The following is a 15,982-nucleotide window of genomic DNA, read 5'->3' as shown; positions in this document are numbered from 1 at the left end:
GGTCGGGATCTTTTGTCCCAACCTCTTTTTCTAGATTAAACTTTTTGGAGTCCTTGGACAGCATCATGATTGATGAGTAGTTGCCCATATTCTTGGAGGACAGAACGACTGATATCACTATCATCCGCAAATTCTCGCATACGAGCCAACAACCAAGCTGGATAAAGGCTAGGTTGATTTTCTACATCAACTAAGACTGTCAGATAGTACTGGTCATTCATCTTATAGAGTTCTGAAGTTTCCATTTGGTAGTCAACCATTTTAGCAAAAGAAACCAAACTAGCTAAATTGTCAAAACTTAAGATGTAGTAGATATACGGTTCTCTTTTTCCTTCTTCTACTTCAAGTGCTTCGTTAAGCGCTGCTTCTTCTTCCTTTTCAACTTGTTCTAAAGATTGAATAGCTTCAATATCATCTTTAGTTTTTTCTGCCATGGTTTTCTCCAAGGTTTTCAAAAACTCATCTGGAGACATTTTAGCTAACTCATCCATATCAGGAAGATCTGCCAAATCGTCAAAATCCAAATTCTGGTCAATCTTAGACTTGGTCACAAAGACATCAACCTTATCTGGCTTAGGAGTCACTCGGAAGCTAAGCATACCTGTATCCAAGAAGCTATCTGGCATCTCTAGCTCATCCAAAATGGCATAGAAAAATTCTTCTGTCTTCTCTTGCGGAACGAGAAAGTCTGCGATTTCCATCCCTCGATCCATCAAATCTTCTAAAGACATGGTGATTTTTAAAGTCGTATCACTGATTTGTTTCATTTTCATAGTTCGTAACCTCATACTTTCAGTTCTATCTATTATACAAGATTTCAAAAATTTTATCAAAAAAAATGGCGTTGGGTTATCGATTACTATCTAGTATAGAATACTTATTACGCCATCACCCTCTTTATTATCAAAGATAAAACACTTCATTATGCGCTTGACTTAGTTCGTGCTAAGATTAAAAGAGGATAGAGGTCTTTATCCCTCTCAAAAATGTTCAAATTAAATATGATGCAACAAAAAGAAGACCTTACAGAGTCTTCTTTTTCTATACAGCCTACACAATAAATACTCACTCAATGAACTTGTTAGAGCAAACGAGGTCAAGACGACACCGACCTAGCTTTAAAAAAATTAGAAAGAGTATCACTTATAAATCTACTGTCAGTACCTTCCCAGCTCTCACGACTTGCTCACCTGCAATGTATACGTCATCAACGTCACTGGATTTAACAGCATAAACTAAATGAGAGAGCATGTTTTCTTGAGGTTGGAGATGGATTTTTCCTTGGGGCTGGATGACGAGAAAATCTGCTTGCTTGCCAACTTCTAGACTACCAATCTCATCTTCCATTCCCAACACCTTAGCTCCTTCAATCGTCAGTGCCTTGAGGGCTGTTTCAATTGGAAATTGGCTGGCATCGCCACTCTTCATTTTCTGTAAAAGGGCCGCCGTGCGTCCTTCCTCAAACATATCGAGGTTATTGTTAGAAGCAACTGAGTCAGTCGCAATCCCGACTGGTACTCCTGCCTTTTGAAGTTGGACGACTGGTGCAATCCCTGAAGCTAATTTTAGGTTGCTAATAGGATTGTGGGCGATAGCGACTTGCGAATCTGCCAGGCGGGTAATTTCTCCTTCATTTAACTCCACACCATGGGCAAAAACAGCCTTATGGTCTAAATAACCAAGCTCATCCAGAAAGGCTAGTGGCCGTTTGCCATAGCGTTTCAGAATAATGCCTGACTCTTCTTTTGTTTCTGCAACGTGGATATGAAGTGGAATATCTTCTTCTTTTGCTAGGTTCAAGCTAACCTCTAACAATTCTCGACTACAACTGTAGGGCGAATGAGGGGCCACCATCACCTTGAAATTGGGATCCCGATATCCTTTGATTGTCTCGATAACAGCTCGTGTTCTTGCTATAGTCTCATCAGTCGTCTCCATGTCTGAAGAAAAGAGGGTTGGAGAAAAATAACAACGCATCTTGGATGCCTTGACTGCCTCATAAATCTCAGCTATATCCACTCCATTAGGATTGTACATGTCGTTGAAGGTTGTTGTTCCAGACTGGAGCATCTCTGTTAGCGCCTCTTTGACGGCCTTTGTAGTCATCTCTGGTGTGAATTCTGCTTCTGCTGGCCAAATATAGTCCTCTAGCCATTCGTGGAGATTGCTATCGTCACGAATGCCTCTCAAGCCTGTCATGGCAGAGTGAGTATGGCAGTTAACCAAGCCAGGCATGATCCAAGCACCCTGATAGTCTATGATTTGATCTGCTTGTTTAAGAATCTCTTGATTTTCCTGACCAACATAGACAATTTGGGATTCTTTAATAGCTAAAATCCCATCCAAATAGACATGGAAATCTTGGTCACAAGTCACGATATTTACATGCTGAAAGACTTTCATCCCTAGGCTCCTTTTCTAAATTAGCTTTCATACCAGATAATTTTTCTAGCTATTGTAACAAAAAAGTCACCCGAAGGCAACTTTTCTTGTTTGTTCATTGGCATTATAATGGCTTTCCCATTTATTCTGGGATAAAAGTTGCTGCTTGCTGCATTTGATAGTATTTGCCTTTTCTCGTCATGAGTTCCTCATGATTGCCATACTCGACAATATCTCCATCCACCAAGACAAGAATCAAATCAGCATCCTGAATGGTCGATAAACGGTGGGCAATGATGAAGCTTGTTCGCCCCTTCATGAGTTTGGAAAAGGCATCCTGAACCAGCACCTCGGTACGGGTATCGATGGATGAAGTCGCCTCATCTAAGATAAGAATCTTAGGAATGGCTAGAAAGACACGGGCAATGGTTAAAAGCTGAGCCTGACCAACAGACAAGGATTCCCCTGCATTTTCAAGCTTGGTATCATAACCTTGGGGCAATTGTTGGATAAAGAAATCCGCATTTGCTGCCTTGCCTGCTGCAATGACCTGCTCTCGGCTAGCATCAGGATTACCAAAGGCAATATTGTCATGAATGGTTCCCTGCTTGAGCCAAGTTTCTTGAAGCACCATCCCAAACTGCTGTCGAAGAGAAGCTCGAGTATAGTCATAAATGGAATGACCATCCAATAAAATATCTCCAGAGTTAATCGGGTAAAAACGCATAAGAAGATTAATGATGGTAGACTTCCCAGCACCCGTTGGTCCTACGATAGCAACCTTACTACCAGCTGGAATATCAATAGACAAGTCCTTAATCAATATTTTTTCTAGAGTATAGCCAAAAGAAACATGCTTAAAGGAAATAGCTCCTTTGACTTGGTCGCTGTTCAATTCTTTAAGACCAGTTTCTGTAATCTCCGGACTTTCCAACACAGCATAAACACGTTCTGCACAAGCTAAGGCACTTTGCAACTCAGCTAAGACTGATGAAATATCATTAAAAGGCTTGGTGTACTGCTGCACATAGTTCAAAAAGGTCACTAAACGCCCAACCGTCAAAGTAGAACCCGCCATGATGCGCAAGGCTCCAACACCAGCTAGTAGGGCATAAATAAGGGAATTGACAAAACGGGTGGAAGGATTTACTGTCGATGAATAAAAGATAGCCGACTGAGAATAACCTGCGTAGTTGTCATTTGCCTCATGAAGTCTCTCGATAAATTCTTCCTGAGCATTGAAGGACTGGATAATGTTCTGTTGGGTGAGCGATTCTTCTATCAATTGAGTCTGAATACCCCTAGACTCTGTCTGCTTTTGAAAGAGATGGTAGGATTTCTTAGCGATAAAGCGTGAAATGACCATAGATAGAGGTGTTAAGAGCAGAACCAAGAGAGTCATCAATAGATGGATTTGGAGCATAGCAAGGATGCTGACCAAAATCATCAAAACTCCTATGAAAAATTGGTTGAAAATCATATTCAGACCCGCTGCCAACTGCTCGATATCTGTCGTGACACGGCTGACCATTTCTCCACTACCTTGTCTATCTACAAGGGCAATCGGAAGACGATGGAGCTTTTCAATGATTTTTTCGCGTAAATCTCTGGTATAGGAGAAAATGAGGCGGTTGTATAGGAGGGGATTGGCCCATTGTACCAGCGTATTCCCTATCACCACCAATATCATCTGGAGGAAAATCTGCCAAAATACCTGAGATGAGCCCGTCACTAAAACTTGGTCAATCACACGTCCAATCAAGATTGGCAGATAGATTGATAAAGCCACTTGAGTGATGGTTCCTAAGAAAGCTAGGAAAAGAAGGACGGGATGGCCAGCTAAATCTTTTGCTAATCGTTTAAGGGTTTGACTTGCATGTTTGCCTTTCATTCTAGTCCTCCTTTCCATGTTGGGATGCATTGATTTCACGATAGACTTGGCTAGTCTCCATCAATTCCTCATGATTTCCAAGTGCTAATTGCTCCCCTTTTTCTAAAAGGAGAATTTGATCAGCAATCTTCAAGGTTGAGGTTCGTTGGGAAATCAAGATCAAGCTAGTATCTGGCAAGTTCTCCTGAATGGCCTTCAGAAGATTGGACTCGGTGATGGTATCAAGGGCTGACGTCGCATCATCCAAGATGAGAAATGGTGCTCGATGCAAAACTGCTCGGGCAATCGACAAGCGTTGCTTTTGCCCACCTGAGAAATTTCGACCGCCTGCTTGAACCTCTGCGTCCAGCTGACCTTCCTTATCGCTGACAAAGTCCTTGGCCTGAGCAATTTCCAAGGCCTGCCAGAGTTCTTGGTCCGAGACAGGCTCTTCCATACCCAAAGTTAAGTTTGAGCGGATAGTCCCTTTAAAGAGTTCAACCTTTTGAGGGACATAGGCTATCCAAGACCGCCATTGAGCAAGATTTTGAGGGCTATTTCCAGCCTGATAGAGGACCACTGTTCCTTTATCTGGTTTGTACAAACCAAGAAGGACCTGCACCAAGGTTGACTTACCAGAACCAGTCCCTCCGATAATACCAAGAATTTCCCCTTGCTGCATATCAAAAGAAAGATCTCGCAAGGACGGTTGAGCTGCATCTGGGTAGGTAAAGCTCAAGTCTTGGACGTGTAAAACTTGATTTCCAGAAACCCTTCCTGTATCAAGTTCAGAACGAATATCTTCAGGTTTTTCAGCGAAGACTTCTTCAATCCGCTTGGCTGATATATAGGACTGGTTGAGTGAATTGATGAGCATGGCCAGCTTGATCAATTCGACCAAGATTTGCAGGAGATAGTTAATCAGGGCAATCAAGGCACCTTGACTGAGCCAGCCTCCCTGGATAGAAATATAACCATTCCAGATAATTACCAGCAAAGTTCCATTGACAATCAAATAGGTCAAGGGGGTCAATAGACTAGACCAGTATCCTGTTTTCATTTGGATAGCCATATAGACTTGGTTTAGTACTTGGAAATGTTCAATTTCTCGTTTTTCTTGACCAAAGGCACGAATCACACGCATACCTTGTATCTGTTGGCGCGTCTCCTGAACCAGCTGGTCTGTTTTCTTTCTCAAACTACTGTAGAGAGGATTGACCAAACGTGATAAAACGACAATGACAAAGGTCAAAATGGCAACCATGACCAAAAACCAAAAGGTCAATTCAGGCGAGAGACGATATGCCATGAAAATGGCACCGAAAACAATAATAGGAGCCCTTAAAAATAGGCGTAAAAATTGATTGATCCCTGTCTGAATCTGATAGGTATCTGAAGTCAAACGCGTCACCAAACTCGAGGTCGTTAAACGGTCTCTACTATCCTTGGGCAAGGAAAGAATATGACGATAGAGGTCATTGGTCAACTCCTTGGCAAATCCTACTGCTGCCTTGGCTGAGTAAAACTGAGCAACTAAGGCTACCAAAACACCGATAACCGCAAAAATAAAGAGGAGCCCCATTTGCATCCAGAGATGACCCTGATCTTTTTTGGGGATAGATTGGTCGACAATCCCAGCTATCACCATGGGAACCAAGAGTTCAAAAACGGCTTCTAGCAACTTAAACAAGGGCGCTAGGAAAGACTCCTTGATATAAGGTTTAAAGTAATAAAGTAAGTGTTTCATGTGTCCCTTCTATTTCCAAAATGAAGAAGGTGGAAAAACCACCATCTTTTTACTTACTCAAATATGGAAGCAGGTAGCCGTAGTCAGCTTCCTCCATTTCATCCTTAGCGATAAAACGTAAGGATGCAGAATTGATACAGTAACGGAGACCACCTAGTTCACGAGGGCCATCTGTAAAGACATGTCCCAAATGAGCATTTCCTGAACGTGAACGAACTTCGATACGCTCCATACCGTGACTCAAGTCCTGGTAGTAATGAATGAGTTCCTTGGAAATAGGACGGCTAAAACTTGGCCAACCACAGCCTGAGGCAAACTTATCCTTGGCAAAGAAGAGGGGCTCACCAGTCGTGATATCGACATAAATTCCTTCCTCAAAAGTTTGGTCATAAGCATTGCTAAAGGGAGCTTCCGTAGCAGCTTCTTGGGTAACTCTATAAGACTCTTCTGACAAATTTTCTCTTAAAACTGCCTGACTCGGTTTTTCATAGTTGGCGGCATCTATGAGTGGTTTCTCAGCATCTCTCACATCAATGTGGCAATAGCCACCAGGATTTTTCTTGAGATAGTCTTGGTGATAGTCTTCAGCTAAGATATAGTGGCGAAGCTTCTCCACTTCCACTGCAATTTTACAACCGATGAGGAGTTCTTGTTCACGAACTACTGTATTGATAGTCGGTAAATCCTCTTCATCTTTGTAATAAATCCCTGTGCGGTATTGACGACCACGGTCATTCCCTTGTTGGTTGACAGATAAAGGATCAATGACTCGGAAATAATAGAGTAAAATCTCACGGAGCGAGACCGCCTTTTCATCGTAGACAACTTGCACAGTCTCTGCGTGATCTGTTTCTTTGATCAGTTGATAATTGGTGGTTTCTACCTGACCATTGGCATAGCCAACACTGGTTTGCAACACTCCAGAAATACGGGAAAAGTATTCCTCTAAGCCCCAAAAACAACCACCTGCTAGATATATTTCTGCCATTTCAAATCCTCCTTGACCGTCTATCGGTCGATAAACACGGGAAACATTTCATACTCTTCGAAAATCTCTTCAAACCACGTCAGCTTCGCCTTGCCGTAGATATATGTAACTGACATCGTCAGTCTTATCTACAACCTCAAAGCAGTGCTTTGAGCAACCTGCAGCTAGCTTCCTAGTTTGCTCTTTGATTTTCATTGAGTATCAGTTCCCATGTTTCATTTTCAAAAAAAGGACAGGAAGCCTCTAATAGAGAGTTTCCCCATCCCATTGCTCTGTTTATTTTGCTTCGACGCGAACGCCTTGTGTATCTACTTGCAAATCATGAAGTTTGCCTTTGAACGGTTGCTTTTCAAGCTCAGCCTTAATTTTAGGCATCTTATCAGGCTCAGCTAGAACCATGACAGTAGGCCCAGCACCAGACAAGTAGGTCGCATAAGCACCGTTTCTCTTAGCAACTTTCTTGATCGTCGCAAATTCTCTCACCAGTTCTTGACGGTAACGCTCATGGAAAAGGTCACTCTCAATCGCCTGGCCTGCTTTGACCATATCTCCAGTCAGTAGGGCTGCAATAGCCACATTGGCGATAGAACTTGCTGCAACAGCTTCTTTATAAGAAAGTTTCTTAGGCAAGACACCACGACTATCTCGAGTACGCAATTCATAATTTGGAATGTAGGCTAGAAAGGCACACTCTGGAAAAGGTGCCACTACTGCTGAAACCTGACCCTCGACTGAGCTTGCAATGACTAGATTTCCATAGATAGCAGGTGCAACATTATCAGGATGTCCTTCAATCTTAGTCGCCAATTGCAACTTATCGTGATCCGTTAATTTTAGGTTCCCTAATTGATTTGCCAACTCAATTCCTGCAACGATGACTGAACTAGAAGAACCAAGTCCACGCGCAAGTGGAATATCACTGATCATTTTCAGACGTCTTGGTTGTAGGTCTGGAACAATTTGTAAAGCAATCTTCAGCAAAAGATTACGTTCATCACGTGGAATCCATTTGCCTAGTTGATGCTCAATCATCCATTCTTCACGTTCCTCACAAACCTGAATTTCTAGATACTTGGTTACAGCTACACCAACAGAGTCAAAGCCAGGACCCACATTGGCACTTGTAGCAGGTACAATAATCTTCATCTTAGTCTCCTAAAACCTTGAAGGTGTTGAGAAGTTCAAATTCAGCTACACCCTTCAAAGCTGCTGTAATATTTTCAAGTTGCGCCTTGTTGATCTTATGGCTGATGATGACAACACGAGCCTTGCCTTCTTGCTTACCATCTTGAAGGATTTGCTTGAAGGAAATATCTTCCGCATTAAAGAGCTCTGCCAATTTCAAGACTTGCCCTTTTGAATCTGGAGCCAGGATTGAGAAATAGTAGTTGGCTTTGACATCTTCTGGCTGAGCCAAAACAAGGTCACGATGGTATTCGTTAAAGGCTTTGCCAATGGTGCCGTCATTCAAACGACGAACGATACGGGCAATATCAGCTACAACACTTGTTGCAGTTGGTTTTTGACCTGCACCTGGTCCATAGTACATAGACTCGCCGATACCGATAGATTCCACAAAGACCGCATTCATAACACCGTTAACACTTGCAAGTGGATGAGCTTTAGGAAGGAAGGTTGGAGTAACCTCGGCAGCGATTCCAGAAGGTGTTTCTTCGATAGAACCTACTAATTTAACCACGTACCCAAGATCTTGGGCAACTGCCACATCTTCTGGAGTGATATTGCGGATTCCTTGGTGGGCAACATCTTCAAATTTAACATTCATCCCAAATGCAAACTGGCTAAGGATGACCATCTTGTAGGCTGCATCAATCCCATCAACGTCATTGGTAGGGTCGCTTTCAGCAAAACCAAGTCGTTGGGCTTCTGCCAAAGCATCTTCATAAGACCAACCTTCTTCTACCATTTTGGTCATCATGAAGTTAGATGTTCCATTGACAACACCAAGAACACGAGTGATTTTGTCTGATGCTAGTGAGTTAACCAAGGTACGAAGGATTGGAATTCCTCCCGCAACAGCTGCTTCATAATAAAGAGCAACATTATGAGCTTTGGCAATCTCAAGCAATTCTGCACCATGAACAGCCAAAAGGTCCTTGTTTGCTGTCACGACATGTTTCCCTGCTTCTAAGGCACGAGTGATAAATGTTTTTGCCGGTTCGATACGTCCCATCAACTCAACAACAATCGCGATGTCTTTATCTGACAAAATTTCGTCAATATTTGTTACAAAATTAAAATCATTTCCTGCTTCAAGCAAGCGTGCTTTCTCTTCATCGTCTTTGACCAAAACTTTTGCTACTTCAATTTCTGAATGTGCTGCTTGAACAATTTTTTCTCCATTTTCCTTTAGCAAGAATGGTACACCACTGGCTACTGTACCAAATCCAAGTAAAGCAATTTTAACTGACATGTTTGTCTCCTTGAAATTTTCTAATAGTCCTATTATACCAAAATTGTGAGAAAATTCCTACCATTCTGAACTAAAAATAGAAGCGTCAAATCATAAAAAAGCCTGCCCTGATTCAATCAAGAGCAGATGCTATTTTCAATCTATTTTACAAAGACCATTTCCTTGTCACTAGACAGGTCGTCTCGATAGGTAAAACCTGCAAAACTGAGCTTTTTAATCTCTTCTACCGAAGTTACCTGATCTTTCATCAAGGCTGTTAAGAAAGTACCTCTAGCTTTCTTTGAAATGGTTGAGTGGACTTTAAGTTTTCCATCTCTGTCTTCCATAAACTTAAAGGTCACCATTTTTTCACGGATATCTTTTGGAAAGACAGTTTCAAACTCCGAAGACAAGAGTGAAAAGATTAGTTCTTCACCCTTCACCGACTCTTCATAAGCTGATTGCCAGTGACTTTTCAGGCTTTTCCCAGCAATTTTAAGCTTCATCAAAAAGTCTAGTCTGTGAGGTGCAATCGGTGCAAAGGCTGGAATCACACCGTAAAGAGCTGACGTTATCATGAGGTGTTTCTCCAGATAGGTTTGCTCCTCCTTGGTGAGATTGTCCCGTTTGATGTTGCGATACATGAGTCCATCAAAGAGGTGCAAGGCTGGATAGTTTGTCGCAGTTTCATCTTTCAAGGCCTGGATATGGTCATACTCCTCTTGTGCTTTTTCAGCAGAAATTTTGTAAAAACTTTCCAGCTCTTGGGCAGAATATGTCGCTAATGCATCCAATACAGCCTGACTTTCAGGACGCAAGGGATTTGCTTCAAAACTAGGAACATTTGTATTCATTTCTTTTGCAGTTGGGATTAGAATTTTCATAGTCTTAGTGTAGCATATTTTTTTATGACTACCAAGGATTTGAGCCTAAATAATACGACCTTCTAAATGATCCAATTCATGCTGACAAATCTGAGCTGGAAAACCTGTCAGGCTAATGGTTTGCTCTTGCCAATGGATATCTCTGTAGCTTACTGTAATCTTCTCATACCTAGTTGTCGGTCTGACACCTGTCAAAGACAAACATCCTTCCTCCGTTTCATATGGCCCTTCAAAGGATTGAAGAACTGGATTAAACATAACCATGGGAATCATGCCGATATTAAAAATAATAACGCGCTTTTGCACTCCAATCATATTGGCGGCTAGTCCAACACAAGTTTCTCGATTAGCCTGTAGGGTATCCTGCAAGTCCTTTGCTAGCGGTAAATCTTCCTGACTAGCAGTCTGGGATATCTGCGATAAAAATATCATATCTCTTACGATTTTCTTTTCCAAGTCTTCTTTCCTCCATCTTTTTCTCTACTTGATTATAGCACAAAATCTATTGACATTTATCTTATATAAAAGCAAAAAAGCCATCCGAAGATGACTTTTCAATGCTTAAATGGCGTTTTTATCTTTTCCGAGTGCTCGTTGAACAGCTTTAACGATTTCAACCAAAACAACAATCATAAGGGCACCTACAGCAACAACCAACCATTGTGTCAAGCTCAAATGAGACACGTGGAAGAGTTTATTGAATCCAGGTACCATAATGGTCGCCATTAAAAGAATGAAGGCAACTGGGATAGACCAGTTAAAGGTCTTGTTTTTAAAGAGTCCTACTTTAAAGATCGATTGGTAAACGGATTTAACGTTAAAGGCATGGAGCAATTGGATCAATCCAAGAGTTGCAAAGGCCATAGTCAATGCGTCAGCATGGATTTCTGCACGAGTAGAGTGTTCAGGAGAAATCAAAGCCCAACCATAGACACCAAGAACCAGCATCGTTTGGAAGACACCTTGATACATAATGGCTCCAAAGACACCACCGTCAAAGAAGTTAGATTTACGTCCACGAGGTTTGTGGGTCATCACGCCTGGCTCAGCTGGCTCTACACCAAGAGCAATGGCTGGAAGCGTATCTGTTACCAAGTTAATCCAGAGGAGGTGCACTGGTTGCAACACATCCCAACCAAAGAGGGTTGCAAAGAAAATCGTGAAGACTTCAGCCATGTTAGCAGACAAGAGATACTGGATAGATTTTTGGATATTTGAGAAGACCTTACGTCCTTCTTCTACCGCTACGATAATGGTTGCAAAGTTATCATCAGCAAGGACCATATCCGAAGCCCCCTTAGAAACTTCTGTACCTGTAATCCCCATACCGATACCGATGTCAGCTGTCTTAAGCGATGGTGCGTCGTTAACGCCATCACCTGTCATGGCAACAACTTTACCTTCTTTTTGCCATGCTTTCACGATACGAACCTTGTGCTCAGGTGATACACGTGCATATACAGAGTATTGCTTAAAGACTTTTTGGAATTCTTCATCAGAAAGCTCATTCAACTCAGCACCCGTGAAGACATGGTCTTCTGTATCATTTGGATCGATAATTCCAAGACGTTTAGCAATAGCTTCTGCTGTATCTTGGTGGTCACCCGTGATCATGATTGGACGGATACCAGCTTCCTTAGCGACACGAACAGCTTCTGCAGCTTCTGGACGCTCAGGATCAATCATGCCGACTAAACCAGAGAAAATGAGATCAGATTCAACAATTTCAGATTCCAAGGTTGGGATTTCATTGCTTGTCTTATAAGCCATCATCAAGACACGAAGAGCTTGTTTGGCCAATTCTTTGTTAGTTGCAAGGATAGCATTTTTATCTTCTTCTGTGATTGGACGAACTTCCCCATTGACTTCAATACGAGTCACACGCTTGAGCAATTGGTCAGGGGCGCCCTTAACAGCGATAAAGTAAGAACCGTCTGCTTCCTTATGGATGGTAGACATGAGCTTACGTTCAGAGTCAAATGGCAATTCAGCCACACGTGGCTCATTCTTCAAGATTTCACGAACATCAAAGTTGTGGTCCAGACCAAACTGTACCAAGGCAGTCTCCGTTGGGTCCCCAATCAACTTGCCAGATGGATCTACCTTTGTATCATTGGCAAAGTTCATAATGCGAAGGGTATTGTTGCTAGCTCCAATTTCTGTTGCTGCACTTTGCAATTGACCGTTGGTATAAACTTTTTCAACAGTCATTTGGTTCATAGTCAAGGTACCTGTTTTATCAGACGCGATGATTTCTGTTGAACCAAGAGTTTCAACCGCTGGTAATTTACGAACAATCGAATTACGTTTGGCAAGAGTTGTTGTTCCCAAAGATAGAACGATGGTTACAATGGCAGGGAGACCTTCTGGAATCGCAGCAACCGCAAGAGCAACCGCAACCATCAAGCCTTCCAACGGATGTTCACCACGAACGAATACACCAACCAAGAAAGTAATCACGGCAATCACAACAATCAAGTAAGTCAAGGCCTTAGATAATTGTTCCAAACTTTGCTTCAATGGTGTTTCTGTCTCGTCGGCATTAGCCAACATATCAGCAATCTTACCAACTTCTGTATACATACCAGTATTGGTTACGACACCAATCCCACGACCGTATGTTACGTTTGAGTTTTGGTAACCCATATTGACACGATCCCCGATACCTGCATCTGCTTCAACAAGTCCTGTCACATCTTTTTCAACTGGGACAGACTCCCCTGTAAGAGCTGCTTCTTCTATTTTAAGAGAAGCTGCTTCAAACAAGCGCATATCCGCAGGCACGACATCTCCTGCTTCAAGCAAGACGATGTCCCCAGGTACCAATTCTTTCGAGTCAATCTCAATAACATGACCATCACGACGAACACGGGCCATCGGGCTAGACATATTTTTCAGAGCTTCAATGGCTGCTTCTGCTTGCCCTTCTTGGTAAACCCCAAAGGCAGCATTCAAGACAACAACGGCCAAGATGATAATGGCATCTGTTAAACCATCCATCCCTTCTGTAATTACAGAAAGTGCGGCTGCTGCTAGCAAGATGATAATCATCAAATCCTTAAATTGATCAAGGAATTTAGCTAGAAGGCTACGTTTTTCGCCCTCTTCCAACTCATTACGACCATAAGTCGCTAAGCGTTCTTGAACTTGATCAGTTGACAAACCTTCAACAGATGAGTCCAAATTCTTTAGGACTTCCTCAGAAGATTGCGTGTAAAACAAGTCTTTATTTTGTTCTTTTGACAAAACAGTCTCCTCCTTTTTGGCCTCTTTTTACAAAAAAAGAGACCTGTTTTTTTAAAAAAACAAGTCTCGCTGTTTAATATAGTGCCGGAAATAATTCGTAATGACGACACTATCGCGGTTTCCCGCCAGCTACTCCCTTGAGTAGTTCTATTATATCAGAATTTCAAAAGTTTTCAAAGAACAAATCATCATTTTCATCCTGCAATTCCTCAGAATTTTTTAAAAACAATAAAGGTAATAATAAAGGAATAATCATCATATAAGCATAAGAATATCTAAAATAATTTACAACTGGTGAATAAATGCATGTTAAAATAATCGATAAAACAAAAAATACTATTGGCAAAAGTCTTCTATCTCGTTTTAAGATAGCCAGCATTAGTATCAGTAGTAATACGATTGTGTATAAACCTGCTCTATAAAACACACCGAGAACTGCTAGTTTACCAAAGGTCCAATGTACTCCATAAGCATTGTCATAGAGTTTACTATTTGTACTATCTGATAGTGGCAAAGAAAATCCTTTATCATATATAATTTTATCCCCAAACCAGTTGTACTTTCCTTTGTACATATTATGGTAGTAATTCGATATATAGGCTCTGTCTGGTGTATCATATATATACCAATAGGAAACTGATAAGTTTAATATTGCATCAATATATGTTTTAGGATGAGTTTTATAGCCTCTCCACCAGATTTTAAAGAATTCTTTTTCTTTCCCCTGAAACTGTTCGTTTTTCATCAAATCTTTTATAGGATCAGCTTCATAATACAAAAAATTTTTATTGTTCTCCAATCCTAAGGTTGAATCATAAAATTCCAATTCGTCTTTAGTAAAACTATCAGGATGATAGTAAACCGCTGCCGCTAATTGCTGAAACCGTGATGATAAGTAATCGTACTTCTTCTTTGACGCTTCTGGTCTTAATGCAAATGTTCCCAATGCATTGAATAGCAAGGTTACCAAGACTGAAATAATTACATATTTTGCAATTTGTTTCTTATACAATTTACTATATAAAAAAAGCACAATAACACCGACTAATACGTAAATAACTGCTTTTCTATGTAGCATGTAGACCCCTAAGAAAGATAATACAAACAAGGGTAAGCTATAAGAACTGGAGAAAAATCGGTCAGGTAAATAGATGATAAAAACCATCGATAAGAAAAACAGAAGTAAGAAGTCAACTAAGTAAACATCTTTATATAAAGTAAAGCTTATTACAATAAAATTAGAGAAAAAAGCATAAAAAATAAATAATCCAACTTTTAAATATTTATTGATATTGAAAATTTCAAAAAATTTATAAAGAACAAAAACAACAATAACAGATGTTACCATTAAGGTAAGAAAATTAAAAATTGAAATACCAATTCCTAAGCTTCCAAATAACTTAATGCCTAATTTTGAAAATAAGCTAACTATCCACGTGTATATATACGGATGTGAGTTCGTTAATGGCCAGTATCCTAACCCTTCCTTAATAATATACATACTATCCCAAGTTGTAGAGCCTGGAAAAAAAATAAAGAAAAATAATACGCGAACTGCTACAAACGGTAGGAGCATTAACAGATATAGTTTTTTTCTATAGTTTCTCTGCTCTACATGAATAGAGTTCAACTTTTGCTGAGAAAACCAATTCACTAATAACCCTAATAAAGATTTTATTGCAAAAAACGAAATCCCAACTAGCAGCAAAAAAGCTACAATCGAAAATTTATTTACTGCCCCTCTTAATGTAGATTGCGTGTATGTAACATCGCTCCCAACGATATGAAGAATCGAGAGGAACAATCCAAATACACTCACTATTCTATTTTCTCTTGTTTTTATTTTTGGTATCTTTATTTTTGAGAAAAAATATAATGAAAATATAAATATTGTTACAGAAATTGTTGCATCTGTTTGAAATAACTCCGAAAACGTTTTTAAGCTAGTAATGGGGATAGTTCTATTAAAAGTTAACATTAGAGTTAAGCAATATGCATTGATTAGACTTAAAAACAAATCACTATGATTCTTGAATATTTTTAACACTATTTAAACACCCATCTTCTCTGAATTTGATAACTAGCAAGGAACAAAATTGTATCAACTACTATTTTTATGGCAGTTTCAGATCCTGATAACATATTCCAAATAGCTGTCACCATTGCTGCGGACAACAACATTTGAAAAGCAGCCAAACTATAATATTTCATAATCGTTCTCTGAATCCTTTTTTCACCATTAAAGACAAAGTTCTTATTCATTGTAAAATTAAAATAAGATGATATTACTCTTGCCAAAATAGTCGATAGTAAGATTAATAATGCTCCTCTATGAATTCCTACAGCTAAAGAACTCCAAAGGAATAACTGAAATAATCCAATATCTAAAAGAAATGAAGAAAGAGAAGATAATAAATATTTAAAAAATCATGACCACCCGTCTAACGGGTGG

11 protein-coding genes and 1 pseudogene are annotated in these 15,982 nt (G+C 40.3%); all 12 read right to left on the bottom strand.

The window, feature by feature from the left end:
- Positions 1–35 precede the first annotated feature (35 nt).
- Complete coding sequence (gene mecA / locus HMPREF2619_RS03235) at positions 36–773, bottom strand: adaptor protein MecA (protein WP_045763194.1); 738 nt, start codon at positions 771–773, stop codon at positions 36–38.
- A 370-nt stretch (positions 774–1,143) separates the two neighbouring features.
- A complete protein-coding gene (locus tag HMPREF2619_RS03230) occupies positions 1,144–2,403 on the bottom strand; it encodes a TRZ/ATZ family protein (protein WP_070458976.1) in 1,260 nt (419 codons plus the stop codon).
- 121 nt (positions 2,404–2,524) lie between these two features.
- Positions 2,525–4,273 carry an ABC transporter ATP-binding protein gene (locus HMPREF2619_RS03225; protein ID WP_070458974.1) on the bottom strand — a complete coding sequence of 583 codons (1,749 nt, stop codon included), beginning with the start codon at positions 4,271–4,273 and terminating at the stop codon, positions 2,525–2,527.
- Position 4,274: 1 nt separating this feature from the next.
- Positions 4,275–5,999, bottom strand: coding sequence for an ABC transporter ATP-binding protein (locus HMPREF2619_RS03220; protein ID WP_070458972.1), 1,725 nt, complete (start codon positions 5,997–5,999; stop codon positions 4,275–4,277).
- A 49-nt stretch (positions 6,000–6,048) separates the two neighbouring features.
- Positions 6,049–6,987, bottom strand: coding sequence for a peptide-methionine (R)-S-oxide reductase MsrB (msrB, locus tag HMPREF2619_RS03215; RefSeq protein WP_070458970.1), 939 nt, complete (start codon positions 6,985–6,987; stop codon positions 6,049–6,051).
- A gap of 276 nt (positions 6,988–7,263) precedes the next feature.
- Positions 7,264–8,133: a homoserine kinase gene (thrB, locus tag HMPREF2619_RS03210; protein WP_045763189.1), complete on the bottom strand. Its 870-nt coding sequence runs from the start codon at positions 8,131–8,133 to the stop codon at positions 7,264–7,266.
- A 1-nt stretch (position 8,134) separates the two neighbouring features.
- On the bottom strand, positions 8,135–9,421 hold the full coding sequence (locus HMPREF2619_RS03205) for a homoserine dehydrogenase (protein ID WP_070458968.1): 1,287 nt from the start codon (positions 9,419–9,421) through the stop codon (positions 8,135–8,137).
- 140 nt (positions 9,422–9,561) lie between these two features.
- Positions 9,562–10,284 carry a peroxide stress protein YaaA gene (gene yaaA, locus HMPREF2619_RS03200; RefSeq protein WP_070458966.1) on the bottom strand — a complete coding sequence of 241 codons (723 nt, stop codon included), beginning with the start codon at positions 10,282–10,284 and terminating at the stop codon, positions 9,562–9,564.
- Between the two features lie 45 nt (positions 10,285–10,329).
- Entirely contained in the window at positions 10,330–10,740 is a 411-nt protein-coding gene (locus HMPREF2619_RS03195) for a peptide deformylase (RefSeq protein ID WP_070458965.1), read from the bottom strand.
- 105 nt (positions 10,741–10,845) lie between these two features.
- A complete protein-coding gene (locus tag HMPREF2619_RS03190) occupies positions 10,846–13,530 on the bottom strand; it encodes a cation-translocating P-type ATPase (RefSeq protein ID WP_070458963.1) in 2,685 nt (894 codons plus the stop codon).
- A gap of 163 nt (positions 13,531–13,693) precedes the next feature.
- The gene (locus HMPREF2619_RS03185) at positions 13,694–15,508 is read right to left on the bottom strand and encodes a DUF6020 family protein (protein ID WP_148130359.1); all 1,815 of its coding nucleotides are present in this window, start codon (positions 15,506–15,508) and stop codon (positions 13,694–13,696) included.
- A 68-nt stretch (positions 15,509–15,576) separates the two neighbouring features.
- Positions 15,577–15,939 (bottom strand): annotated as a pseudogene (locus tag HMPREF2619_RS11775) (GtrA family protein); the annotation flags it as partial.
- Between the last annotated feature and the right edge of the window lie 43 nt (positions 15,940–15,982).

Origin of the sequence: Streptococcus sp. HMSC074B11, assembly GCF_001808705.1 — a bacterium.
Classification (GTDB): Bacteria; Bacillota; Bacilli; order Lactobacillales; family Streptococcaceae; genus Streptococcus.
Note: the sequence above shows the minus strand (reverse complement) of the source record. Positions and strands in the feature narration are given on the sequence as shown.